Raw genomic sequence first — 22,838 nt, forward strand, 5'->3', positions numbered from 1 at the left:
CTATCGGTTGTATTATTGTCGGATTTTAGCGCAATCCCGCCGACTCCGGAAATTTGTTTTGTGAAACTAGAGTTTTAAGCTAATTCTGAAACCCACGGGAGAATTCACAATCCTGTGACCTTCCTATCCGCGAGCTGTAAAGAAGACCGATGTCCCACTATTCTAATGATTTCAGCAACTTGGCCGAGTTCGACGCGCTTGCGCAGTCGATTTCCGCAAAGCTGAGATGCGACATGAGCCTGATCAGCATCGTGAGCGCCGAGGCCCTGATCGCACTGGGTTATTCTAATGATACACGTGGTCTCGACAATCGGTCATTCAATCTGCGCGATACTATCTGTGGGCGTACCGTCGCGGCGGGCAAGCCCTTGCGGATCAACAACGCCAAAAGCGATCCCAACATCAATTCCCTGCCAGCGGTGCAGAATCTGAACATCGGCGCCTATCTGGGTGTGCCTTTGGTGGTCGAAGGGCGCGGCATCGTCGGTGCGGTCTGTGCGATCACCACCTCGGCCCGCATCTGGCAGGACGGCGAGGTCGACTATCTTCTGGCCGTGGGCGATCTGGTCGAAAGCAAGATCGAACGGCACCTGCTGCGCTATGAGCAAAAGGCGCTGAGTGCGGCACTGGCCGAAAACGATGCCATCCTGACCATGCTGTCGCAGATGGAGGGAAAGGCGATGACGGTGCACAACGCCGCGGGCGAGCTTGTTTTTGCCAACAACGCGATGCGCAACGATCTCAAGCTGAACACGCAGGAAATGCTGAGCCTGCCGCAGGTTGCACGTCACCTTCTGCCTGAAATCACCCATCCCGGTGGGGTGGACGTGTCGCTGCCGGTGCCGATGCAGACGGCGCTGAACGTTCAGGTCTCGGCCTGCGAAAACGGGCTGACCCTTGCGGAATGGTCGCGCAAGCCGGCCGAGTAGGGCGGGCGCCACATCCGAGCATTGCAATATTTTGGCCCCGATCCCCATGCGGGTCGATTGACGCTGCGCGGCGGCATGCGTACACAGAGACCAACGTCACGCCTGCACCTTGAGACAGGGCAGGCGCACAGGCAGATCGAAGGAGCCGACAATGGAAGGCATGTTGCGGGAGTACCTCCCCATTCTGGTGTTTCTGGCCGTCGCCATCGGCCTTGGCCTTGTTCTGATGCTGTCGGCCGTGGTCATCGCGGTGCGCAATCCCGACCCCGAAAAGGTCAGCGCCTATGAATGCGGGTTCAACGCCTTTGACGACGCGCGGATGAAATTCGACGTCCGGTTCTACCTCGTGTCGATCCTGTTCATCATTTTCGATCTCGAAATCGCGTTCCTGTTTCCCTGGGCGGTTGCCTTCAAGGATGTGAGCATGATCGGCTTCTGGTCGATGATGGTCTTCCTTGGCGTGCTGACGATCGGCTTTGCCTATGAATGGAAAAAAGGCGCGCTCGAATGGCAATGAGCGCGCCCTAAGGTACTTAAATCTTCTGATTTGGGCCGTCCCGACCGGGGCGGCCTTTTGAATTCAATTGGCACCTATTGTTGCTTCAATCGGGGCGCACTGTGTCAAAAGGCTGGCGTTTGCGTCACCTCGGGGTGGCGGCGTATGCACGGTATTGAGCATGTTGCGTGTGACCTCCCCAGTCCGTTCAACCAAATCTTCCCCACTTCAAGGTAACGCAGGGGCAGGGGGCCAATCAGCAAAAATCTTCCGATTTTTCGTTTCGAAAATTACCTGTGGTTGAATCAGACGGAAATTTCCCTTTACTTCACGTCAACTTTTTTCGAACCGGCGAAGGGCCGAGACTGCGCATTGGTTCGTATTTGGCAACAATGATAACGGTTCGGCTCAATTGTGCGTCTTTGTGCCCTGCGCGATTCGCTCGTTTCCTCCGGTTTTGTCTTCCCTGACGCCGCCTAGGTGGGGCGGCAAATGCCGCCCGCGACACGTCCCGTCTGGCGCGGTGCATTCCCACACCGGCGCAGGGGCCAGAACCCATGCGACAAGCCGCCCGGATCGGCGCATGGCGCGTTGACCCCCTCAGGGCGCTAGGATACATGGGAAAAGAATACTCAAAGGTGGCGATTTGCCGCCTGCCTGACTGCAGGAGCCAGAGAACAGATGTCGATTGCCACATCTCCGAACGCCGCAGGCATGGACCGCGACGTGGCCGCCCAGAACCTGAACACGGCCTTGCAGGACAAGGGGTTTTTGCTGACCTCGACCGATGACCTGATCAACTGGGCGCGGACCGGGTCCTTGCACTGGATGACCTTTGGTCTGGCCTGTTGCGCGGTTGAAATGATGCACACCTCGATGCCGCGCTATGATCTGGAACGGTTCGGCACCGCCCCGCGTGCCTCCCCGCGCCAGTCCGACCTGATGATTGTGGCAGGCACTTTGACCAACAAGATGGCGCCCGCCCTGCGCAAGGTCTATGACCAGATGCCCGAGCCGCGCTACGTGATCTCGATGGGGTCATGCGCCAATGGGGGTGGGTACTATCACTACAGCTATTCCGTGGTGCGCGGCTGTGACCGCATCGTGCCTGTGGATGTCTACGTGCCCGGCTGCCCACCCACGGCCGAGGCGCTGCTTTATGGCATCCTGCAACTGCAGCGCAAAATGCGCCGCACCGGGACGATTGTCCGCTAAGCCCTGATTACGCGCGCTGTCGCGCACAGACATTCTCCGACGAGGAGCAAATATGACCGAAGCCCTGAACGAACTCGGCGCCTATATCGAAGCCAAACGGCCCGATTGCGTGCTGCAATGGGACGTCACCCATGACGAGTTGAACGTGGACGTGGCCCCGGCCAACATCGCGGGCCTTGTCGAGTTCCTGCAAGGCGACTCGACCTGCAAATTCTCGTCCCTCGTGGACATTACGGCGGTTGACTATCCGGGCCGGGCCAAGCGGTTCGACGTGGTCTATCACTTCCTGTCGATGTACCAGAACCACCGCATCCGCCTGCGCGTGTCGATCCGCGAGGATCAGATGGTGCCCTCGATCACGGATGTGCATCCTTCGGCCAACTGGTTCGAGCGCGAGGTGTTCGACATGTTCGGCATCCTGTTTTCCGGCCACCCGGACCTGCGCCGGATCCTCACCGACTACGGCTTTCGCGGCTATCCGCTGCGCAAGGATTTCCCAACCACGGGGTATACCGAGGTCCGCTATGACGAGGTGGAAAAACGGGTGGTTTACGAGCCTGTGTCCCTCGTTCAGGAATACCGTCAGTTTGATTTCATGAGCCCATGGGAGGGTGCCGAATACATCCTGCCCGGCGACGAGAAGAAACCTGAAGAGGCGTGACGTGGATATGCTGATCTGGATCATTATCGCGGCGCTGACCATCATCCCGATGTTCAAGCTGCTGCCGCATTTCGGCATCAACGCCTACTGGGCCTTTGTCTGCGTGATCCCGATCGGGACGATCGCGCTGCTGTGGTTCATGGCGCTGAAGCTGCAAGAGCTGGAGAAGCGGTGATGGATGCACAAACCCCATCTCGTGACGCCATTCAGGTGCTGGCGGAGACGTATTGCGATGCCGTGCATTTCGCCAAGGCGGATGTGTTCGCCGATATGTGCCATGACAAGTTCACCATGACAGAGGTAAGCGCTGACGGATTGGCCCAATTCTGGGACAAGGCAGCCTATCTCGAGCGCGTGTCGGGTCGCAGTGCCTTTGAGGGCGCGCCGGTTTATGAGATTTTCAGCATCGATGTGGCGGGTGACGAAATTGCGCGTGTGCATCTGCGGGTCGACGTGCCCCCGAAACGCTACGAGGACCACCTTGGGTTCATCCGTGTCGATGGGGCGTGGAAACTGATGACAAAAGTATTCCGGACCATGGGTGGTTCGGCCATGGAAGGGTGAGCGTAACATGATGGACGGCTCCAAATTCGAAGACGCCCTGACGGGCGAGCAGAAGATCCGCAATTTCAACATCAACTTCGGCCCGCAACACCCTGCCGCACATGGGGTTTTGCGTCTGGTGTTGGAGCTGGACGGCGAGATCGTGGAACGCTGCGATCCGCATATCGGCCTGCTGCACCGTGGCACCGAAAAGCTGATGGAAAGCCGGACTTATCTGCAGAACCTGCCCTATTTCGACCGGCTGGATTACGTGGCGCCGATGAACCAGGAACATGCCTGGTGTCTGGCCATCGAAAAGCTGACGGGCGTCGAGGTGCCCCGCCGTGCCTCGCTGATCCGCGTGCTCTATTGCGAGATCGGGCGGGTGCTGAACCACCTGCTCAACGTCACCACGCAGGCGTTGGATGTGGGTGCGCTGACGCCGCCGCTCTGGGGTTTTGAAGAGCGTGAAAAGCTGATGGTGTTTTATGAGCGGGCCTGTGGCGCGCGTCTTCACGCAGCCTATTTCCGTCCCGGCGGTGTGCATCAGGACCTGCCGGATGACCTGATCGACGATATCGAACAATGGGCCCACGAATTCCCCGAATTGCTGGATGATATCGACGGGCTGCTGACCGAAAACCGCATCTTCAAACAGCGCAACGCTGATATTGGCGTCGTGACCGAGGATGACATCCTGAAATACGGGTTCTCTGGCGTGATGGTGCGCGGCTCTGGCCTTGCATGGGACCTGCGCCGCAGCCAACCCTATGAATGTTATGACGAATTCGACTTCCAGATCCCTGTGGGCAAGAACGGCGATTGCTTTGATCGCTATCTGGTCCGTATGGAAGAAATGCGCCAGTCGGTGTCGATCATCAAACAGGCCGTCGCCAAGCTGCGCGAAGCGACCGGCGACGTGCTGGCGCGGGGCAAGATCACACCGCCTTCGCGCACTGACATGAAAACGTCGATGGAGTCGCTGATCCACCACTTCAAGCTTTATACCGAAGGGTTCCACGTGCCCGAAGGCGAGGTCTATTGCGCGGTCGAGGCGCCAAAGGGCGAGTTCGGCGTATATCTGGTGGCGGACGGGTCGAACAAACCCTACCGCGCCAAGCTGCGCGCGCCGGGTTTCCTGCATTTGCAGGCGATGGATTACATCTCGAAAGGGCACCAACTGGCCGACGTGGCCGCGATCATCGGCACGATGGACGTGGTGTTCGGGGAGATTGATCGGTGATCTTGGGTATTTCCCTGGGATTTTTGGTGGTTTTTCTTGCCAGTTTCTGGTTGGCCGCCGAAGTGGGCATGTTGCGCCACTCTCCACTGCAAGGCACCCTTGCCGGGTTAGTGGGCTTTGTCATCTTGTCGCTCGTCTACCTTACCGCCCTGACCTTGTGGGCCCGGGCGCTGCTTATTGCCTTTCTGCAAACCGAGTTGCCACTGATCCTCGAGCGCCTGCGCCTCGCTATTGATCAGCTGCTAGTCTTGAGGGAAACACTCTGATGCTCCGCCGCCTCCACCTGGACCAACCCGATAGCTTTGCCTTTACCGCCGCCAATTTGGCCTGGGCCGAGGCGCAGATCACCAAGTACCCCGAAGGCCGTCAGGCTTCGGCCATCATCCCGCTCTTGTGGCGTGCGCAGGAACAAGAGGGCTGGTTGACCCGTCCCGCGATTGAAACCGTGGCCGACATGCTCGACATGGCCTATATCCGCGCGCTTGAGGTCGCCTCGTTCTACTTTATGTTCCAGTTGCAACCGGTTGGTTCTGTTGCGCATATTCAGGTGTGTGGCACCACGTCCTGCATGATCTGTGGGGCCGAGGATCTTGTGGCTGTCTGCAAGAACAAGATCGCCAAGAAACCGCATCAGCTGAGCGCGGATGGCAAGTTCAGCTGGGAAGAGGTCGAATGCCTCGGCTCTTGCGCCAACGCGCCCATGGCCCAGATCGGCAAGGATTACTACGAGGATCTGACTGCTGCCCGCATGGGTGAGATCATTGATGAGCTGGCAGAAGGCAAAGTGCCCACGCCCGGCCCTCAAAATGGGCGCTACGCGGCCGAACCGCTGAGCGGTCTGACCACGCTCAAGGATTTTGACAGCGGGCACACGAAATATAACGCCTCAGTCCAACTGGCGACGGATATCGGCGACACGGTCAAGCGCATCGACGGGACCGAAGTGCCCCTGATTGCGCCGTGGCAGGGCAAGGCGGCCAATGCGCCCGCCAAACCAAAATCCAAGGCAAACCCAAAGGCCAGTGGCGCAAAGGCGGCCGTGCTCGACAAGGCGCCGGCCCGTCCCAAGGCGCCCGATACGCCCAAGGCAACACCCGCCGCCCAAAAGGCCGCGAGCCCGGACAGCCCCGGCACCAAACCTGCCGCCCTCGAGGGTGCGCGCGACGGCAAGGCCGATGATCTCAAGATGATCAAGGGCGTTGGCCCCAAGCTTGAGGCACTGCTGAACCGGCTGGGATTCTACCACTTTGACCAGATCGCTGAATGGAGCGGGGACGAAGTGGCCTGGGTCGATCAGAACCTCGAAGGGTTCAAGGGCCGTGTCAGCCGTGACAACTGGGTGTCTCAGGCCAAGGCGCTTGCGTCAGGGGCCGAGACCGAGTTTTCCAAACGTGCCAAAAAAGATGCTATCTATAAAGAGGAATAAGAACCTCAGGACGGGAGAGGGAGTATCATGAGTAACGAAAAAGGTATGGTCAGCTGCGCCATCGGATGCTGGCTGGTTGCGGCCCTGGGCGGTTTGCTGGGCGCGGTATTGCTGGGATTGCTGGGCGGCTGGACGTTTGTTCAGGCCGTGTTTGCAGGGCTGGTGATCGCCGCTGTTGCCGGTGCGCTGCTGAGTTGGATCATGTGTCGCCCCTTGCCTGCGCTGAACGAGGCGAAGGTCGGTCAGGCGACGCCGGCATCTGCGGCCAAGCCTGAGGTTGCCGAAAAGGCAGCCGCACCGGCACCGTCCGCCGCTGCGGCCAAGGCGGATACCGCCGCCAAGAGTGACGCGGCCTCGGTCAAGGCGCCTGCGCCCAAGGCCAAACCTGCCGAAAAGAAACCAGCGGCCAAGCCAGCCGCCGAAAAGAAACCTGCCGCCAAGCCAAAGGCAAAAGCCGATCCCAAGCCTGTGACCAACCCCGAGCCCGTCAGCGGTGGCTCCAAGCCAGAAACGCTAAGCGCTGCACGTGAGGGTGGGCCGGACAATCTCAAGCAAATCAAGGGTGTTGGCCCCAAACTTGAAGCGCTTTTGCACTCCATGGGTTTTTACCACTTTGACCAGATCGCAGGCTGGGGTCCCAACGAGATCGCATGGGTTGACGAGAACCTCGAAGGGTTCAAGGGCCGTGTGAGCCGCGATGAATGGGTGTCGCAGGCCAAGACCCTTGCCGAAGGAGGCACCACCGAGTTTTCCAAGAAGGTCAAGAAGGGCGGCGTTTACTGATCCGTGTCTGACCGACTTGATCCCAAACTGGCCCGACAGGGCCGTATCGCGGCCCTCGTCATTGCGGGGGCCGCGATTCTGTCCATCTTTGCGCCCGTGATCGTGTCCGCATTGGGCTTGCCTGCCCGGTTCGAGATACTTTTGCTGCTGTTTGCACTGGCTGCGTTCATTTGGGCACTGGTGGTAGCCCTCAGGATTTGGCAAAACAGCCGGGACACATAAAACGACCCATGCGCGGGGTCAAAAGGCCCAAGGCTGGGTCGACCGAGGAGATTTGGCATGCTTGCTGACAAGGATCGTATCTTTACCAACCTGTACGGGATGCACGACCGCACGCTGAAAGGCGCGCAGGCCCGTGGGCATTGGGATGGCACGGACAAGCTGATCAAGAAGGGCCGCGACTGGGTTGTTCAGGAGATGAAGGATTCCGGTCTGCGCGGTCGCGGCGGTGCGGGTTTTCCGACGGGTCTCAAGTGGTCGTTCATGCCCAAGGAATCTGACGGGCGCCCCGCCTATCTGGTTGTGAATGCGGATGAATCCGAGCCCGGCACCTGCAAGGACCGCGAGATCATGCGCCATGATCCGCACACCCTGATCGAGGGCTGCCTGATCGCGTCTTTCGCGATGAATGCCAATGCCTGCTACATCTACATTCGCGGCGAATATATCCGCGAAAAAGAAGCCCTGCAGAACGCCATCGACGAGGCCTATGAGGCCGGACTGGTCGGCAAGAACGCCGCCAAATCGGGCTGGGATTTCGACATCTACCTGCATCACGGGGCAGGGGCCTATATCTGCGGCGAAGAAACCGCTCTGTTGGAATCCCTTGAGGGCAAAAAGGGCATGCCGCGCATGAAGCCGCCGTTTCCGGCCGGCGCGGGCCTCTATGGGTGCCCGACCACGGTGAACAACGTGGAATCCATCGCTGTGGTGCCAACCATCCTGCGCCGTGGCGCGTCGTGGTTTTCCTCCTTCGGTCGACCCAACAACGCAGGCACCAAGCTGTTTGCGATCTCGGGCCACGTGAACAATCCGTGCGTGGTCGAAGAGGCCATGAGCATCCCGTTCGAGGAGCTGATCGAGAAGCATTGCGGCGGCATTCGGGGTGGCTGGGACAATCTCAAGGCCGTGATCCCCGGCGGGTCCTCCGTGCCCAATGTGCGCGGCGAGCATATGCGCGACGCGATCATGGATTTCGATGCGCTTAAGGAAAAGGGATCGTCGCTCGGGACCGCTGCGGTGATCGTGATGGACCAGAGCACGGATATCATCAAGGCGATCTGGCGCTTGTCCAAGTTCTACAAGCACGAATCCTGCGGGCAGTGTACGCCCTGTCGCGAAGGCACAGGCTGGATGATGCGCGTGATGGACCGTCTGGTGAAAGGCGAGGCGGAGGTCGAGGAGATCGACATGCTGCTGGACGTCACCAAACAGGTTGAGGGCCACACGATCTGCGCTTTGGGTGATGCGGCGGCGTGGCCAATCCAGGGGCTGATCAAGAACTTCCGGGATGAGATCGAGGATCGGATTGCAGCCAAGCGGATCGCGGCGGAGTAGGTCCGGTGAAGCTCTTGCCGGCTAAGCTTGCCACTTTACTCGCTTTTTTGTTCGCAACCGAAGCAGGTGCTGAGTTGCAGAGAAAACCCATTGGTGAAGCCCTTGATGATGCCTACGTGCTTTTGAAGCCGACAATCTACGCACAGATGATCGACAAAAACTGCACGACTTTGAAGCTGAATAGGAAGCGTGTGAGGTCAGTAAGGCGGGCGGTTGACAAACAGATGTCGAAATATCACCTCACGCCGGACGGTGCAAAAATTCTCGCCGCAAGACGAGCTCCCCAAGCACAGAAGGACACCTTGGCTTTCATTGAGGAAAACGAAATCGTCATAGCGGTGCCCACAACATGGTGCAGAGCAGGGGAAAATCTAATTGGTTCCCAACACGAAGTCGGAAGATTTTTGATCAAGCGCTGAGTTTGCACTAAAAAATGCCCCTCGCCGAATTCAACATTGGCACCCTAAAATACGACTGGGACGACCCGCGTGTTGCCGACTTCCAGAACAACCTCGACCGCGTTTATGACATTGCGCGCCGCAGCCCCGGCTACATCTGGCACCTTGAAGGGGACGAGATGGAAGCCGCGCAACTGGACCCGGATGGCCCAATGGGCGGCAATCCCCGCACCGCTTCCACCCTGTCGGTCTGGCAGGACGTGCACAGCCTGCATGCTTTCACCTTTCAGACCGTTCACAAGCAGTTTTACGACCGCAAGGGCGAATGGTACGACCCGGATCAAGGCCTGCGCTTTGTCATGTGGCACGTGGACGATGGCCACATGCCGACGATCAAAGAGGCTATGGAGCGCTTTCATCATCTTGAAAACCATGGCAATACGGATCACGCCTTTGGCTGGAGCCATGTGATCTGAGGCGGCACGTGCGGAGACTTTGACGAATGACCAAGACCAAGACGCTTTCCCTGACCGACCGCCGCCCGGCGCTGCTGCTGGGCCTGATGCTGATCGCTGTGCTGTTGCTGTCGGCCTGCAATGGAAGAAAGGCGGATCGCATCGCCTTTGACGGGCAGTTCTTTCGCGCCAGTGCCAAGAAGGTCGACAAGCAGCGCCTTGATTTCGAGGTCACGGTGCGCCCGGTTTCGGCGTCGCTGGAAGGGGCGCGCGCGGCCGGGGCCTATGAGGCCACGCGCTACTGCGTGGGCAACTTTGGCACGTCCGATATCGACTGGACAGACGGGCCGGATGGAGAGGACGGAACATTGCGTATCTCCAACGACCGTTTGCTGCTGACAGGGACCTGCTCGGCCCTGTGAACTTATCCTCCCGATAGGCGACAATTTGTGTGCTAACGGGTTGTGAAAGGTCATGATATTGCATAGCACGGTGGTGCTTTCCCATCTTGCGTCTGCACGACGCGATCAGAGGAGAGAAACGATGCGCGCAATGACGATGACCATGGCCCTGATCCTTAGCCTGTCCGCCGGAGCGATTTCGGCAAAACCACATCTGCGGGATGTTCCCGAAGTGGACGGCACCTTGCTGGCTGTTGGGATTGCCGATGAAATTCGCAAGAACTGCCCCGCTATTTCCGCCCGGATGGTCAAGGCCCTTGGCGTTGTTCGCGCGGTTGGTGCGCGGGCCCGCGCCCTTGGCTACAGCGACGCTGAAATTGATGCCTATCGCAAGTCCGACACCGAAAAGGCCCGTCTGCGAGCCCAACGTGATGCGTATCTGGCCGAGGCCGGGGCGACCCCCGGTGCCAGCGACGGCTACTGCCGCTTGGGTCGCGAAGAGATCGAAAAAGGCGGCCAGGTGGGCGCCCTGTTGAGGATGAACTGAACCTATGAGCACCCTGCGCAAGATCGTGATTGATGGCAAAGAGGTTGAGGTGGAGGGTGCATTGACCCTGATCCAGGCCTGCGAAGAGGTCGGGGTCGAGATCCCCCGGTTCTGCTATCACGAACGCCTGTCCATCGCTGGCAACTGCCGCATGTGTCTTGTCGAGGTTGTCGGCGGCCCGCCCAAGCCCGCCGCGTCCTGCGCAATGCAGGTCAAGGATTTGCGCCCCGGCCCCGAAGGTGCGCCGCCGGTGATCAAGACGAACTCGCCCATGGTCAAGAAGGCCCGCGAGGGCGTCATGGAATTCCTGCTGATCAACCACCCGCTGGATTGCCCGATCTGCGATCAGGGTGGCGAGTGCGATCTGCAGGATCAGGCGATGGCCTATGGCGTCGATTTCAGTCGCTTCCGCGAGCCCAAGCGCGCCACCGATGATCTGGACCTTGGCCCGCTGGTCGAAACCCACATGACCCGCTGCATTTCCTGCACCCGCTGTGTGCGCTTTACCACCGAAGTTGCTGGCATCACCCAGATGGGCCAGACCGGGCGGGGCGAGGATTCCGAGATCACCTCCTATCTGGGCGAGACGCTGGATTCCAACCTGCAGGGCAACATCATTGATCTCTGCCCCGTGGGGGCGCTGGTGTCCAAACCTTACGCCTTTACAGCGCGGCCCTGGGAACTGACCAAGACCGAAAGTGTCGATGTGATGGATGCGCTTGGGTCCTCTATCCGCGTGGACACCAAGGGGCGCGAAGTCATGCGCTTTTTGCCGCTGAACCATGACGGCACGAACGAGGAATGGATTTCGGACAAGACCCGCTTTGTCTGGGACGGGTTGCGCCGCCAGCGGCTGGACACGCCCTATATCCGCGAGGATGGCAAACTGCGCCCGGCCACCTGGCCCGAAGCGCTTGGCAAGGCCGCCGCCGCCATCAAGGGTGCGTCGAAACTGGCGGGCCTCGTGGGCGATCTGGCTCCGGTCGAGGCTGCCTATGCGCTGAAAACACTGGTCGAAGGGCAGGGCGGAATTGTCGAGTGCCGCACGGACGGGGCGAAGCTGCCCAGTGACAACCGTGCGGCCTATGTGGGCACAGCGCGCATCGAGGATATCGACACTGCTGAGGCCATCATGCTGATCGGCACCAACCCGCGCCTTGAGGCGCCGGTGCTGAACGCACGCATCCGAAAGGCGTGGTCGCGTGGGGCCAATGTGGGTGTGATCGGCGAGATGATCGATCTGACCTTTGAGGCCAATCACATCGGAACAGATGCGACGGTGATCAACGATCTGCTCAAGCGTGATCATTCTGCGGTGCAGGAAAAACCGTCCGTGATCATCGTTGGCATGGGTGCACTTACCCGCGGCGATGGGGCCGCGATCCTTGCGGGTGCGCACGCACTGGCCGAAAGCACGCATTCCGGCATGTTGATCCTGCACACTGCCGCCGCCCGCGTGGGCGCGATGGATGTGGGCGCGACGAACCCCGATGCGATGGCCGCTGTTGATGGGGCTGACGTGATCTACAACCTTGGCGCGGATGAGCTTGACATCGCGGCGGGTGCTTTCGTGATCTACCAGGGCAGTCATGGGGACCGGGGCGCGCACCGTGCCGACGTGATCCTGCCGGGGGCTGCCTATACCGAGGAACCGGGCCTGTTCGTGAACACCGAAGGACGCCCGCAACTGGCCGCGCGCGCCAGCTTTGCGCCCGGCGAGGCCAAGGAAAACTGGGCCATCCTGCGCGCGCTGTCCGGTGAGATGGGCAATGCCTTGCCATTTGACAGCATCGCCGCCTTGCGCAACCAGATCGTCAAGGCGCACCCGCATCTGGGCGCCATCGACGAGGTGGCCGAAAACACCGGCGACGCACTGGCGCAGGGCAAGATCGAAGGCGGCGTTCTGACCTCGACCGTCAGTGATTTCTACCTCACCAACCCCATCGCACGCGCAAGCCAGTTGATGGCCGAGTTGAGCGCCAACGCCAAGGCGCGCAACACCGGGGCACTGGCCGCTGAATGAAGGCCGCGTGGCTCATAACCATCGCGCCTTTCGCGGCTTGTGAGCCTGTGCCCACGGCAGAACGGTTCATCCCCGATTATCGCGGGGTCGAGACCATGTTGCTGGACGATGATCTGGTGCAGTTCAACGTGTCGATGACCAATGCGCTGAGCGCTAGGGACGTGGAGAACTATGCCGAATGCGCCGCCGCGGGCTATACGCTGATCCGGGGCTGGGGTTTTGCGCGTCATTTGCGCACAAATGTTGACGAAGAGGCTGGCGTGTGGACGGCGGATGCTGTTTACACCATCTCGCCAGCCCTGCCACGCGGGATCAGGACAATCGACGCCGAAGTCGTGTCCGCCGCCTGCGCGGAAAAGGGGATACCGACGGTGTGAGGACTGATGGCTGACTTTTTCACAAATAGCCCGTTGGGCATCGGACTTCTGATCGTGGGGCAAGTGCTGCTTGTGGTGGTGCCACTGCTGGTCGCGTTGGCCTTTCTGATGTATGCGGACCGCAAGATCTGGGCCGCCGTGCAGATGCGCCGGGGCCCCAACGTCGTGGGTGTGTTCGGCCTGCTGCAAAGTTTCGCGGATTTCGGCAAGTACATCGTCAAGGAAGTCGTCGTGCCCGCAGGCGCGGACAAAGGCGTGTTCTTCATGGCGCCGATGGTCAGCCTTGTCATGGCGCTGATCGCCTGGGCGGTGATCCCGTTCAACGATGGCTGGGTGCTGAGCGACATCAACGTCGCCATTCTTTACGTCTTTGCCGTCTCCTCTTTGGAGGTTTATGGCGTGATCATGGGTGGCTGGGCCAGCAACTCGAAATACCCCTTCCTCGGCTCGTTGCGGTCTGCCGCGCAGATGATCTCTTATGAAGTCTCCATCGGTCTGATCATCATCGGGGTGATCCTGTCCACGGGTTCGATGAACTTTGGCTCCATCGTGGCCGCACAGGATGGCGATTGGGGCATCTTCAACTGGTACTGGCTGCCGCATCTGCCGATGTTGTTCCTGTTCCTGATTTCGGCGCTGGCTGAAACCAACCGGCCGCCCTTCGATCTGCCTGAGGCGGAATCCGAACTGGTGGCGGGCTATCAGGTCGAATATTCCTCCACCCCGTTCCTCTTGTTCATGATCGGCGAACTGGTGGCCGTGGTGCTGATGTGTGCGCTGGTGTCGCTGCTGTTCTTCGGCGGCTGGCTGTCGCCGGTGCCGTTCCTGCCCGATGGCATCTTCTGGATGGTGCTGAAAATGCTGTTTGTCTTCTTCATCTTCTCGATGGTGAAGGCGATCACGCCCCGCTACCGCTATGACCAGTTGATGCGTCTGGGCTGGAAAGTGTTCCTGCCGTTCTCGCTGTTCTGGGTCGTGTTCGTGGCCTTTGCCGCCAAGTTTGACTGGTTCTGGGGTTTTTACGCCCGCTGGACCGTGGGAGGGTAAGATGACTCAGATCGACTATGGCCGCGCCGCGAAATACTTCTTGCTGCAGGACTTTTTTGTCGGCTTCAAGCTGGGCCTGAAATACTTCTTTCGCCCCAAGGCAACGGTGAACTACCCCCATGAAAAGGGGCCGTTGTCGCCCCGTTTCCGTGGCGAACACGCGCTGCGCCGCTATCCCAATGGCGAGGAACGCTGCATCGCCTGCAAGCTCTGCGAGGCGGTGTGCCCGGCGCAGGCCATCACCATCGATGCCGAACCGCGCGAAGACGGCTCCCGCCGCACGACGCGTTACGACATCGACATGACCAAGTGCATCTATTGCGGGTTCTGCCAGGAGGCGTGCCCGGTTGATGCTATTGTCGAAGGGCCAAATTTCGAATTCTCCACCGAGACCCGCGAAGAGCTGTACTACGACAAGGAAAAACTGCTCGAAAACGGTGACCGCTGGGAGGCGGAGATCGCGCGCAACCTCGAAATCGACGCGCCATACAGGTAAGGGCAGGGATCAGATCAATGGGCGCGTTCGGCGTTGGCATATTTGAGGATGACACCTCGCTTGACTGGATCGAGGAAGAATACGCATCCGGCGGTGTCGAAGCTGTGCGTGCTGCGTTGGACGAGGCCGCCGACACCTCTGCCGCCGATTATCTTGAGGTGGATGCCGGCAGTGCGGCCCGTGCCGCTGCCGAAGCGGTGGCTGCGAGTTTCGATGCAGGTCCGGCCATTGACGAGGATGACCTCGAACGCCTGCGCGAACATGAAGAAGACATCGCACAGGATGACGGCCTGATCGCGCTCGCCCTGCGGGCCGTGCGCCGTATCACGGCCGAAAACTCCGAACTGGCCGAGCTTTGGACCGAAGAAGAGGCCAGTGCCGCGGTCTGGACGGCGGAAATGGACGGGCTCGAAACCCGATTGAGAGGCCTGTTGTGAGCGACAACGACACCAACCCCTTTGCCGCCATGATGGCGCAGATGCAGGAAATGGCGAAAAGCTTTCCCCAGATGGGCGCGTTTGACCCGGCCAAGGGGTTTGACCCCAAGGCGATGGAAGCGATGTGGCCAACCATGCCCAAGGACGTGATGGAGGCATGGTTTGGCAATGCCCTCAACGAAAACGGGCTGGACGCCAAGACGCGCCTTTTGATCACCCTTGCGGGCCTCACCATGCAGGGCGCGCAGGCCGATGTGGCCGTGCGCCAGACCGTGCGCCACGCGCTTGAGGCCGGGGCCACCGACCAACAGATTTCCGAGACTTTGGGCATGATGGCAGTGTTTGCCGGCGTGCCCGCCATGACCCGCGCCATGGAACTGGCGCAAGAGGTCATGGGTGACAGTGAGGACAAGACATGAGCGTGTTTGCCTTTTACCTCTTTTCCATCTGCGTGATCTCTGGCGGGCTCTTTACCGTGATCAGCCGCAATCCGGTGCACTCGGTCCTGTGGCTGATCCTCGCCTTTTTGTCCTCGGCCGGTCTGTTCGTGATGCTGGGCGCTGAATTCGTCGCGATGCTGCTGATCATCGTCTATGTGGGCGCGGTCGCCGTGCTGTTCCTGTTCGTGGTCATGATGCTCGACATCGATTTTGCCGAGTTGAAGGCCGAGATGGCCAAATACATGCCGCTGGCCCTGCTGATCGCCGTGGTGATCCTGATGCAATTCGTGATCGCCTTTGGCGCATGGGAAAGCAATGCCGCCGCTGAAGGGCTGCGCGCGCAGGTGACCCCGGTGGATCGCCACAACACCGAAGCGTTGGGTCTGATCCTCTATGACCAGTATTTCCTGCTGTTCCAGCTGTCGGGTCTGATCCTGCTGGTCGCGATGATCGGGGCGATTGTGCTGACGCTGCGCCACCGCACGGACGTGAAGCGTCAGGACGTGGTCGCCCAGATGATGCGCGACCCGAAACTGGCGATGGAGCTCAAGGACGTCAAACCAGGGCAGGGTCTGTGAGCGCAGAGATTTTCATATCTTTGGTTCTGTCCCTGACGCTGTCCGGGGCGGCGCTGGCCTGCGAAGTGCAGTTCCAAACGCCCGCGGAAAAGCGTCAGATCAACCGTGACGCGCGCGCAAACAGCAAGCCGGTCGAGATGGGGCGCTACTGCTCTTTCGTGAATGGCGGTCTTTATGATCAGGTGTCGGGCGGCGATGCGCAGCCTCTGGACAAGTCGCGGGTCTATCATGTGCTCGACACGGCGGAGGGTGTGGCCTCTGACCTGATGGTGGTCGACTGTGACGCCCTCGCGGTCACACGGGTGATTGCTGGATACATAGATAACGACAACTATTCCATCGACAGTTGCGGCCATGAGTTGGGGGATCGCGAGCCGATCATTGCCCCCGCCGGTCCCTTGACGCTGACCGAAGGCGACGGGCTGGCCGCCTTCGAACAGATTGCTATGCAAACCCGCAAGGTCTGGGTTGACGGTGATCTCGCCGCGTTGCGCCTCGATCTGGAAGGTGGCCCTGTGCCGCGCAAGGATCGTGTGGATTTCCTCTGTGGCTGCCGTCTGCACCATCCTCAATCGAAAGGGGCATTGCAATGATGCGTGTGGCCCTTTTGACGATGTGTAGCTGCGTGTTGGCGGGTCAGGCGGTTGCCCTGTCCCTCGCTGATTGCGACCGCGTCACCCATGCCAGCCATGGGGGAGAGGCCGCACATGACGATCTGGGCGAGGGCCGCGTCATGTGGCAGGACTGGTGGAGCCAGGAGGGCACCGCCACGTCCATCGCCGTTGTGGATTGCGGCCCCGGCACCGCGCTGACCTTCCGCACGCAGGAAGAGAACATGGGCGACCGCGTGGCCTTCAACCGGACTGAAAAAGCACTGGCGGTGGTGACACGCCACGAGGCGGGCGCGCGCGCCTTTGCCACGTTCGAGCGCATGGCCACCGATCTCAACGGCATTGCGCGCAATATCGACATCACCACGCTGGCGGCAGAGCCCTGTGCCTGCGCCGCGCTCTACCCCGAACTTCGGGGCGACAAGACAGAATTTACGCTGGGCTAACCGGCAAACGAGAGCAAACGGGGACAGCCCCGGAGGGACGACATGATAGGACTTGAACATTACCTGACTGTTGCGGCGACGCTGTTCGTCATCGGCATCTTCGGGCTGTTTCTGAACCGCAAGAACGTGATCATCCTGCTGATGAGCATCGAGTTGATGCTGCTGGCGGTGAACATCAACCTTGTGGCGTTCTCCTCCTTTCTGGACGACCTTGTAGGGCAGGTGTTCACGCTGTTTGTGCTGACCGTCGCCGCCGCCGAGGCCGCCATCGGTCTTGCGATCCTTGTCTGCTTCTTCCGCAACCGTGGCACCATCGCGGTCGAAGACGTCAACGTGATGAAAGGTTAAGGGCACCATGGAAACCATCCTCCTCTTCGCCCCCCTTGTTGGCGCGCTGCTGTGTGGCTTTGGCTGGCGCATCTTTGGCGAGGCTGCAGCCTGCTGGATCGCGACGGGGCTGTTGTTCTTGTCCGCCATCCTGTCATGGATCGTGTTCCTGACTTTTGACGGCACGACCGAGACCATTCAGATCCTGCGCTGGATCGAATCCGGAACGCTGAGCACGGATTGGGCCATCCGCCTTGATCGCCTGACGGCCATCATGCTGATCGTGATCACAACGGTCTCGTCCCTCGTGCACCTTTATTCCTTTGGCTACATGGCCGATGACCCGCAGTGGAAAGAGGGCGAAAGCTATAAACCCCGCTTCTTTGCCTATCTGTCCTTCTTCACCTTTGCGATGCTGATGCTGGTGACGGCCGACAACCTCGTGCAGATGTTCTTTGGCTGGGAAGGGGTGGGCGTCGCCTCGTATCTCTTGATCGGGTTCTACTATCGCAAGCCGAGCGCCAATGCCGCCGCGATCAAGGCCTTTGTGGTCAACCGGGTGGGTGATTTCGGCTTTGCTCTTGGGATTTTCGCGCTGTTTTTCCTGACGGATTCGATCCGCTTTGACGACATCTTTGCCGCCGCGCCGATGCTGGCCGAAACGCAATTGACGTTCCTGTGGACCGAGTGGAATGCGGCCAACCTGATTGCCTTCCTGCTGTTCGTGGGGGCCATGGGCAAATCGGCGCAACTGTTCCTGCACACCTGGCTGCCCGATGCGATGGAGGGGCCGACGCCTGTGTCCGCGCTGATCCACGCCGCGACCATGGTGACGGCGGGGGTCTTCCTTGTCTGCCGCATGTCGCCGCTGATGGAGTTCGCGCCCGAGGCGATGGCGTTCGTCACCTTCCTTGGCGCTGCGACCGCGTTCTTTGCCGCGACCGTGGGTCTGGTCCAGACCGACATCAAGCGTGTGATCGCCTATTCGACCTGCTCGCAATTGGGCTACATGTTCGTCGCTGCAGGCGTGGGCATGTATTCGGCGGCGATGTTCCACCTGCTGACCCACGCCTTCTTCAAGGCGATGCTGTTCCTTGGCGCGGGGTCGGTCATCCACGCGATGCATCATGAACAGGACATGACCAACTACGGCGGTCTGCGCAAAAAGATCCCCTACACATTTGCCGCCATGATGATCGGCACGTTGGCCATTACGGGCGTGGGCATTCCGGTCTGGATTTTCACTTTGGGTGAAATCCCCATCGGGTTCGCGGGCTTCCAGTCCAAGGATGCCATCGTGGAAAGCGCCTATGCGGCGGGCACCGGGTTCAGCTTTTGGGCCTTGGTCCTCGCCGCGCTGATGACCAGTTTCTACAGCTGGCGTCTGATGTTCCTGACCTTTTATGGCGAGGCGAGGGGTGACAAGCACACCCATGATCACGCCCATGAAAGCCCGATGACAATGATCGTCCCGCTGGGTGTTCTCAGCATCGGCGCGATCTTTGCGGGCATGGTCTGGTACGGTTCGTTCTTTGGACACACCGATCAGGTCGCCAAATTCTACGGTATCCCTTACGCAGAAGAGGGCGCGGATCATTCCGCAATCGTGACCGCGCGCGACAAGGCCGCCGAGAAGAAAGAGGGCGAACACCACTATGTCTTCGCCGGGAAACCGGGCGAAGGGGCGATCTATATCGGTGAGGGCAACACGGTTCTCGATGACGCGCACAAGGTGCCTTATTGGGTCAAGACTTCGCCTTTTGCCGCGATGCTGATCGGGTTCCTGATGGCCTATTGGTTCTACATCAAGAACCCCAGCCTGCCGGGCCGTCTGGCCGAGAACCAGCGTCCGCTCTACCTGTTTCTCAAGAACAAGTGGTACTTTGACGAGCTTTATCACTACGTCTTCATCCAACCTGCGATGTGGATCGGCAAGCAGTTGTGGAAGAAGGGTGACGGCAACGTCATCGACGGGTCGATCAACGGCGTATCGATGGGCATCGTGCCCTTCATCACCCGTCTGGCGGGTCGGGCACAGTCGGGCTACATCTTCACCTACGCATTCGCGATGGTGATCGGGATCGCGGTTCTGATCACATGGATGAGCCTCAGCGGAGGAGCGAACTGATGCTACAGGCGCTGCCGATGGAATTCTGGCTGATGGTCGGTGCGCTGACCCTGTTGATGGCTGTGGCGGCCTTCTTTCTGGGCGCGCCGCAGTGGTGGCAGCGTGGCCTTGCGCGATCCGCGCTGGTTGTTGCGGGCGCCGGGCTGTTCGTTGGTACGATGACCTATGTGTCGATATTCGCAGCCGTGCTGGTGGTGTTCATACCGATAGCGCTGATCGTTGCCTTTTTCACCAATATATTCGGAGGATGGTTCTGATGGACAACCTTCTTTCCATCGTGACCTTCATGCCTGCGGTTGCGGCACTTATCCTCGCCGTGTTCCTGCGCGGCGAAGACGAGGCGGCCAACCGCAATGCCAAGTGGGTGGCTATGGCGACCACGTCGATCACCTTTGTGGTGTCGCTGTTCATCCTGTTCGGCTTTGATGCGGGCGATACGGGCTTCCAGTTCGTCGAAGAAGGCGCATGGATCATGGGCCTCAGCTACAAGATGGGGGTCGATGGGATTTCCGTTCTGTTCGTGATGCTGACCACCTTCATGATGCCGCTGGTGATTGCCGCCTCGTGGAATGTGGAAACACGGGTCAAGGAATACATGATCGCGTTCCTGATGCTGGAAACGCTGATGCTGGGCGTGTTCATGGCGCTGGATCTGGTGCTGTTCTACCTGTTCTTCGAGGCTGGTCTGATCCCGATGTTCCTGATCATCGGCATCTGGGGCGGGGCGAACCGGATCTATGCGTCGTTCAAGTTCTTCCTCTATACCTTCCTCGGCTCGGTGCTGATGCTGGTGGCGATGGTTGGCATGTATGCCAATGCGGGCACCACGGATATCGAGCAGCTCTTGGTCCACAATTTCAGCTTTGAAACCTTCGAAGTGCTGGGTGTTCAGGTGATCGGCGGGCTACAGACTTTGCTGTTCCTCGCCTTCTTTGCCAGCTTTGCAGTCAAGATGCCGATGTGGCCGGTGCACACATGGCTGCCGGATGCGCACGTGCAGGCACCCACGGCGGGGTCGGTTGTGCTGGCGGCGATCCTTTTGAAGCTGGGCGGCTACGGCTTTATCCGCTTTTCGCTGCCGATGTTCCCGGTGGGGGCAGAGGTGCTGACACCGCTAGTGCTGTGGATGTCGGCCATAGCAATTGTCTACACCTCGCTTGTCGCGCTGGTGCAGGAGGACATGAAAAAGCTGATCGCCTACAGTTCTGTCGCGCATATGGGTTTTGTGACCATGGGCATCTTTGCGGCGAACCAGCAGGGTGTCGATGGCGCGATTTTCCAGATGCTGTCCCATGGCTTTATCTCTGGCGCGCTCTTCCTCTGTGTGGGCGTGATCTATGATCGGATGCACACGCGCGAGATCGACGCCTACGGTGGCCTTGTGAACCGGATGCCGGCCTATGCGCTGATCTTTATGCTGTTCACCATGGCCAATGTGGGCCTGCCGGGCACCTCGGGTTTCGTGGGCGAGTTCCTGACGCTGATGGCGGTGTTCCAGGTCAACACATGGGTGGCGCTGGTGGCAACATCCGGCGTGATCTTTTCCGCCGCATACGCGCTGTGGCTTTATCGCCGTGTCGTGATGGGTGATCTGATCAAGGAAAGCCTCAAATCGATCACCGACATGACCCGCCGGGAAAAGGCGATCTTTGCGCCACTGGTGGTGATGACGATCCTGCTGGGCGTGTACCCGGCGCTGATCCTCGACATCACGGGCCCGTCTGTGGCCGCATTGGTAAGCAATTACGACACGGCGCTGGCCGCGGCAGAGGCCGCCACCCAGCTTGCTGCGAACTGAGTAAGGACGAAAGCCCATGGCTGCTGATCTGACCATCATCCTGCCCGAAATCCTGCTGGCCGTCTTTGCCATGCTGGGACTGATGGCGGCGGTTTACACGTCCAAGGACGGGCTGGCCTCGGCGCTGCTTTGGGCGACGGCGGCGATCTTTCTGGCCGTGGCCGCATGGATCGGGTTCACCGGAGAAGGCACCAACATCGCCTTTAACGGCATGTTCGTGGATGACGCGTTTTCCCGCTTTGCCAAGGTGGTGATCCTTGTTTCTGCCGCTGCCGTCTTGCTGATGAGCGAAGCCTACATGTCCTCGCGCGGCATCCTGCGGTTCGAATATCCGGTGCTGGTTGTGCTGGCGGTCGTCGGCATGATGATGATGGTGAGCGCCGGGGACCTCATGGCGCTTTACATGGGGCTCGAGCTGCAATCGCTGGCCCTTTACGTTGTAGCCTCGCTGCGCCGGGATTCCGCCAAATCCACCGAGGCGGGGCTCAAGTATTTTGTCCTCGGCGCGCTGTCCTCTGGTTTGCTGCTGTATGGCGCTTCGCTGGTCTATGGCTATGCCGGCACCACGCTGTTTTCCGGCATCGTGCAGGTGGCCGAAGAGGGTGTCTCGCTGGGTCTGCTCTTTGGTCTCGTGTTCCTGATGGCAGGCTTTGCCTTCAAGGTCTCGGCCGTGCCATTCCACATGTGGACGCCGGACGTCTACGAAGGCTCGCCCACCCCGATTACCGCCTTTTTCGCCACGGCCCCGAAAGTCGCGGCCATGGCGCTGTTTGCCCGCGTGATGCATGACGCATTCGGCGGCGCGGTGGCGGATTGGCAGCAGATCATGGCGCTGCTTTCTGTGCTGTCGATGTTCCTCGGGGCATTCGCGGCCATCGGGCAGACCAATATCAAACGCCTGATGGCATTCTCGTCCATCGCCCATATGGGCTATGCGCTGATGGGGCTGGCGGCGGGCACCGTTTTGGGTGTGCAGGCGATGCTGGTCTACATGGCGATCTATGTGACCATGAACGTCGGGACGTTTGCCTTTATCCTGATGATGGAGAAGGACGGGCAGCCGGTGACAGATATCGGTGCACTCAATATGTATGCCAAGCGTGAGCCCGGCAAAGCGTTGGCGATGCTGATCCTGTTGTTTTCGCTGGCCGGTGTGCCGCCGATGCTCGGCTTCTTCGGCAAGCTCTACGTGCTGCGCGCAGCCTATGAGGCGGGCCTGATCTGGCTGGCGGTGGCAGGTGTGATCGCATCCGTGATCGGGGCCTATTATTACCTGCGCATTGTCTTCTTCATGTATTTCGGCGAAGAGCCCGAAAAAGGTCTCAACGGCGGCAAGTCGGTGATCCTTGGCGTGATGCTGATGGGCTCGGCCGCGGTCATGGTGTTCGGCATTGTGAACATGTTCGGTGTTGAAGGGGCTGCTGCGATGGCGGCGCAGACGTTGGTCAACTAGGTGCTTTTGTCCGCCCGACCCTC

General features: G+C 59.8%; 30 protein-coding genes. All 30 read left to right on the plus strand.

Annotation, left to right across the window (positions count from 1 at the left end; genetic code table 11):
* Positions 1-149 precede the first annotated feature (149 nt).
* The 30 genes from Q1A89_RS06585 to nuoN all read left to right on the plus strand — a co-directional run bounded on the left by Q1A89_RS06585 (position 150) and on the right by nuoN (position 22,815).
* Positions 150-929: a GAF domain-containing protein gene (locus tag Q1A89_RS06585; protein WP_299725127.1), complete on the plus strand. Its 780-nt coding sequence runs from the start codon at positions 150-152 to the stop codon at positions 927-929.
* 151 nt (positions 930-1,080) lie between these two features.
* Entirely contained in the window at positions 1,081-1,446 is a 366-nt protein-coding gene (locus tag Q1A89_RS06590; protein ID WP_299725129.1) for an NADH-quinone oxidoreductase subunit A, read from the plus strand.
* A 660-nt stretch (positions 1,447-2,106) separates the two neighbouring features.
* Entirely contained in the window at positions 2,107-2,640 is a 534-nt protein-coding gene (locus Q1A89_RS06595; RefSeq protein ID WP_299725131.1) for an NADH-quinone oxidoreductase subunit B, read from the plus strand.
* Between the two features lie 52 nt (positions 2,641-2,692).
* The gene (locus Q1A89_RS06600; protein WP_299725133.1) at positions 2,693-3,301 is read left to right on the plus strand and encodes an NADH-quinone oxidoreductase subunit C; all 609 of its coding nucleotides are present in this window, start codon (positions 2,693-2,695) and stop codon (positions 3,299-3,301) included.
* Position 3,302: 1 nt separating this feature from the next.
* Entirely contained in the window at positions 3,303-3,476 is a 174-nt protein-coding gene (locus tag Q1A89_RS06605; RefSeq protein ID WP_299725135.1) for a hypothetical protein, read from the plus strand.
* A complete protein-coding gene (locus Q1A89_RS06610; RefSeq protein WP_299725137.1) occupies positions 3,476-3,865 on the plus strand; it encodes a nuclear transport factor 2 family protein in 390 nt (129 codons plus the stop codon). The genes Q1A89_RS06605 and Q1A89_RS06610 overlap by 1 nt, the downstream gene beginning before the upstream one ends.
* A gap of 10 nt (positions 3,866-3,875) precedes the next feature.
* Positions 3,876-5,087: an NADH-quinone oxidoreductase subunit D gene (locus tag Q1A89_RS06615; RefSeq protein ID WP_299726134.1), complete on the plus strand. Its 1,212-nt coding sequence runs from the start codon at positions 3,876-3,878 to the stop codon at positions 5,085-5,087.
* A complete protein-coding gene (locus Q1A89_RS06620; protein WP_299725139.1) occupies positions 5,084-5,353 on the plus strand; it encodes a hypothetical protein in 270 nt (89 codons plus the stop codon). Before Q1A89_RS06615 ends, Q1A89_RS06620 begins: the two co-directional genes overlap by 4 nt.
* A complete protein-coding gene (locus tag Q1A89_RS06625; protein WP_299725141.1) occupies positions 5,353-6,513 on the plus strand; it encodes an NADH-quinone oxidoreductase subunit E in 1,161 nt (386 codons plus the stop codon). Before Q1A89_RS06620 ends, Q1A89_RS06625 begins: the two co-directional genes overlap by 1 nt.
* A gap of 27 nt (positions 6,514-6,540) precedes the next feature.
* Positions 6,541-7,296 carry an endonuclease gene (locus Q1A89_RS06630; protein WP_299725143.1) on the plus strand — a complete coding sequence of 252 codons (756 nt, stop codon included), beginning with the start codon at positions 6,541-6,543 and terminating at the stop codon, positions 7,294-7,296.
* A gap of 3 nt (positions 7,297-7,299) precedes the next feature.
* A complete protein-coding gene (locus tag Q1A89_RS06635; protein ID WP_299725145.1) occupies positions 7,300-7,518 on the plus strand; it encodes a DUF5337 family protein in 219 nt (72 codons plus the stop codon).
* 57 nt (positions 7,519-7,575) lie between these two features.
* Positions 7,576-8,853, plus strand: coding sequence for an NADH-quinone oxidoreductase subunit NuoF (gene nuoF, locus Q1A89_RS06640; protein WP_299725147.1), 1,278 nt, complete (start codon positions 7,576-7,578; stop codon positions 8,851-8,853).
* A gap of 5 nt (positions 8,854-8,858) precedes the next feature.
* Entirely contained in the window at positions 8,859-9,272 is a 414-nt protein-coding gene (locus Q1A89_RS06645; RefSeq protein ID WP_299725149.1) for a hypothetical protein, read from the plus strand.
* Positions 9,273-9,286: 14 nt separating this feature from the next.
* Positions 9,287-9,727, plus strand: a complete 441-nt coding sequence (locus tag Q1A89_RS06650) for a DUF3291 domain-containing protein (RefSeq protein ID WP_299725151.1) — start codon at positions 9,287-9,289, stop codon at positions 9,725-9,727.
* Between the two features lie 26 nt (positions 9,728-9,753).
* Positions 9,754-10,128, plus strand: coding sequence for a hypothetical protein (locus Q1A89_RS06655; protein WP_299725153.1), 375 nt, complete (start codon positions 9,754-9,756; stop codon positions 10,126-10,128).
* A gap of 121 nt (positions 10,129-10,249) precedes the next feature.
* Positions 10,250-10,654 (plus strand): DUF5333 domain-containing protein, encoded by a 405-nt coding sequence (locus tag Q1A89_RS06660; protein WP_299725155.1) that lies wholly within the window; start codon positions 10,250-10,252, stop codon positions 10,652-10,654.
* A 4-nt stretch (positions 10,655-10,658) separates the two neighbouring features.
* Positions 10,659-12,677 carry an NADH-quinone oxidoreductase subunit NuoG gene (gene nuoG, locus Q1A89_RS06665; RefSeq protein ID WP_299725157.1) on the plus strand — a complete coding sequence of 673 codons (2,019 nt, stop codon included), beginning with the start codon at positions 10,659-10,661 and terminating at the stop codon, positions 12,675-12,677.
* Between the two features lie 95 nt (positions 12,678-12,772).
* The gene (locus Q1A89_RS06670) at positions 12,773-13,054 is read left to right on the plus strand and encodes a hypothetical protein (protein ID WP_299726137.1); all 282 of its coding nucleotides are present in this window, start codon (positions 12,773-12,775) and stop codon (positions 13,052-13,054) included.
* 6 nt (positions 13,055-13,060) lie between these two features.
* A complete protein-coding gene (nuoH, locus tag Q1A89_RS06675) occupies positions 13,061-14,101 on the plus strand; it encodes an NADH-quinone oxidoreductase subunit NuoH (RefSeq protein ID WP_299725159.1) in 1,041 nt (346 codons plus the stop codon).
* A 1-nt stretch (position 14,102) separates the two neighbouring features.
* Entirely contained in the window at positions 14,103-14,597 is a 495-nt protein-coding gene (gene nuoI / locus Q1A89_RS06680) for an NADH-quinone oxidoreductase subunit NuoI (RefSeq protein ID WP_299725161.1), read from the plus strand.
* A 17-nt stretch (positions 14,598-14,614) separates the two neighbouring features.
* Positions 14,615-15,034 (plus strand): DUF4259 domain-containing protein, encoded by a 420-nt coding sequence (locus tag Q1A89_RS06685; RefSeq protein WP_299725163.1) that lies wholly within the window; start codon positions 14,615-14,617, stop codon positions 15,032-15,034.
* A complete protein-coding gene (locus Q1A89_RS06690; RefSeq protein ID WP_299725166.1) occupies positions 15,031-15,453 on the plus strand; it encodes a carboxymuconolactone decarboxylase family protein in 423 nt (140 codons plus the stop codon). The genes Q1A89_RS06685 and Q1A89_RS06690 overlap by 4 nt, the downstream gene beginning before the upstream one ends.
* Positions 15,450-16,052 (plus strand): NADH-quinone oxidoreductase subunit J, encoded by a 603-nt coding sequence (locus Q1A89_RS06695; RefSeq protein ID WP_299725168.1) that lies wholly within the window; start codon positions 15,450-15,452, stop codon positions 16,050-16,052. The genes Q1A89_RS06690 and Q1A89_RS06695 overlap by 4 nt, the downstream gene beginning before the upstream one ends.
* Positions 16,049-16,645, plus strand: coding sequence for a hypothetical protein (locus tag Q1A89_RS06700; RefSeq protein ID WP_299725170.1), 597 nt, complete (start codon positions 16,049-16,051; stop codon positions 16,643-16,645). Before Q1A89_RS06695 ends, Q1A89_RS06700 begins: the two co-directional genes overlap by 4 nt.
* Positions 16,642-17,109: a hypothetical protein gene (locus Q1A89_RS06705; protein ID WP_299725172.1), complete on the plus strand. Its 468-nt coding sequence runs from the start codon at positions 16,642-16,644 to the stop codon at positions 17,107-17,109. Before Q1A89_RS06700 ends, Q1A89_RS06705 begins: the two co-directional genes overlap by 4 nt.
* Before the next feature lie 42 nt (positions 17,110-17,151).
* Complete coding sequence (gene nuoK, locus Q1A89_RS06710; RefSeq protein WP_039686350.1) at positions 17,152-17,457, plus strand: NADH-quinone oxidoreductase subunit NuoK; 306 nt, start codon at positions 17,152-17,154, stop codon at positions 17,455-17,457.
* Positions 17,458-17,464: 7 nt separating this feature from the next.
* A complete protein-coding gene (nuoL, locus tag Q1A89_RS06715) occupies positions 17,465-19,564 on the plus strand; it encodes an NADH-quinone oxidoreductase subunit L (RefSeq protein ID WP_299725174.1) in 2,100 nt (699 codons plus the stop codon).
* Positions 19,564-19,821, plus strand: a complete 258-nt coding sequence (locus Q1A89_RS06720) for a hypothetical protein (protein ID WP_299725176.1) — start codon at positions 19,564-19,566, stop codon at positions 19,819-19,821. Before nuoL ends, Q1A89_RS06720 begins: the two co-directional genes overlap by 1 nt.
* Positions 19,821-21,362, plus strand: coding sequence for an NADH-quinone oxidoreductase subunit M (locus tag Q1A89_RS06725; RefSeq protein WP_299725178.1), 1,542 nt, complete (start codon positions 19,821-19,823; stop codon positions 21,360-21,362). The genes Q1A89_RS06720 and Q1A89_RS06725 overlap by 1 nt, the downstream gene beginning before the upstream one ends.
* A 16-nt stretch (positions 21,363-21,378) precedes the next feature.
* Positions 21,379-22,815 (plus strand): NADH-quinone oxidoreductase subunit NuoN, encoded by a 1,437-nt coding sequence (gene nuoN / locus Q1A89_RS06730; RefSeq protein ID WP_299725180.1) that lies wholly within the window; start codon positions 21,379-21,381, stop codon positions 22,813-22,815.
* Positions 22,816-22,838 lie beyond the last annotated feature (23 nt).

Origin of the sequence: uncultured Tateyamaria sp. (genome assembly GCF_947503045.1) — a bacterium.
Classification (GTDB): Bacteria; Pseudomonadota; Alphaproteobacteria; order Rhodobacterales; family Rhodobacteraceae; genus Tateyamaria.

Excerpts from the sequence above, each read along its gene's own strand:
- Q1A89_RS06595 (WP_299725131.1), top strand. The coding sequence starts at position 2,107 with ATGTCGATTGCCACATCTCCGAACGCCGCAGGCATGGACCGCGACGTG.
- nuoL (WP_299725174.1), top strand. The coding sequence starts at position 17,465 with ATGGAAACCATCCTCCTCTTCGCCCCCCTTGTTGGCGCGCTGCTGTGT.
- Q1A89_RS06650 (WP_299725151.1), top strand. The coding sequence starts at position 9,287 with ATGCCCCTCGCCGAATTCAACATTGGCACCCTAAAATACGACTGGGAC.
- Q1A89_RS06705 (WP_299725172.1), top strand. The coding sequence starts at position 16,642 with ATGATGCGTGTGGCCCTTTTGACGATGTGTAGCTGCGTGTTGGCGGGT.
- Q1A89_RS06585 (WP_299725127.1), top strand. The coding sequence starts at position 150 with ATGTCCCACTATTCTAATGATTTCAGCAACTTGGCCGAGTTCGACGCG.
- Q1A89_RS06660 (WP_299725155.1), top strand. The coding sequence starts at position 10,250 with ATGCGCGCAATGACGATGACCATGGCCCTGATCCTTAGCCTGTCCGCC.
- Q1A89_RS06630 (WP_299725143.1), top strand. The coding sequence starts at position 6,541 with ATGAGTAACGAAAAAGGTATGGTCAGCTGCGCCATCGGATGCTGGCTG.
- Q1A89_RS06600 (WP_299725133.1), top strand. The coding sequence starts at position 2,693 with ATGACCGAAGCCCTGAACGAACTCGGCGCCTATATCGAAGCCAAACGG.
- Q1A89_RS06615 (WP_299726134.1), top strand. The coding sequence starts at position 3,876 with ATGGACGGCTCCAAATTCGAAGACGCCCTGACGGGCGAGCAGAAGATC.
- Q1A89_RS06685 (WP_299725163.1), top strand. The coding sequence starts at position 14,615 with ATGGGCGCGTTCGGCGTTGGCATATTTGAGGATGACACCTCGCTTGAC.
- nuoI (WP_299725161.1), top strand. The coding sequence starts at position 14,103 with ATGACTCAGATCGACTATGGCCGCGCCGCGAAATACTTCTTGCTGCAG.
- Q1A89_RS06720 (WP_299725176.1), top strand. The coding sequence starts at position 19,564 with ATGCTACAGGCGCTGCCGATGGAATTCTGGCTGATGGTCGGTGCGCTG.
- Q1A89_RS06590 (WP_299725129.1), top strand. The coding sequence starts at position 1,081 with ATGGAAGGCATGTTGCGGGAGTACCTCCCCATTCTGGTGTTTCTGGCC.
- Q1A89_RS06655 (WP_299725153.1), top strand. The coding sequence starts at position 9,754 with ATGACCAAGACCAAGACGCTTTCCCTGACCGACCGCCGCCCGGCGCTG.
- Q1A89_RS06725 (WP_299725178.1), top strand. The coding sequence starts at position 19,821 with ATGGACAACCTTCTTTCCATCGTGACCTTCATGCCTGCGGTTGCGGCA.
- nuoN (WP_299725180.1), top strand. The coding sequence starts at position 21,379 with ATGGCTGCTGATCTGACCATCATCCTGCCCGAAATCCTGCTGGCCGTC.
- Q1A89_RS06610 (WP_299725137.1), top strand. The coding sequence starts at position 3,476 with ATGGATGCACAAACCCCATCTCGTGACGCCATTCAGGTGCTGGCGGAG.
- Q1A89_RS06625 (WP_299725141.1), top strand. The coding sequence starts at position 5,353 with ATGCTCCGCCGCCTCCACCTGGACCAACCCGATAGCTTTGCCTTTACC.
- Q1A89_RS06695 (WP_299725168.1), top strand. The coding sequence starts at position 15,450 with ATGAGCGTGTTTGCCTTTTACCTCTTTTCCATCTGCGTGATCTCTGGC.
- Q1A89_RS06670 (WP_299726137.1), top strand. The coding sequence starts at position 12,773 with ATGTTGCTGGACGATGATCTGGTGCAGTTCAACGTGTCGATGACCAAT.
- nuoH (WP_299725159.1), top strand. The coding sequence starts at position 13,061 with ATGGCTGACTTTTTCACAAATAGCCCGTTGGGCATCGGACTTCTGATC.
- nuoK (WP_039686350.1), top strand. The coding sequence starts at position 17,152 with ATGATAGGACTTGAACATTACCTGACTGTTGCGGCGACGCTGTTCGTC.
- nuoG (WP_299725157.1), top strand. The coding sequence starts at position 10,659 with ATGAGCACCCTGCGCAAGATCGTGATTGATGGCAAAGAGGTTGAGGTG.
- nuoF (WP_299725147.1), top strand. The coding sequence starts at position 7,576 with ATGCTTGCTGACAAGGATCGTATCTTTACCAACCTGTACGGGATGCAC.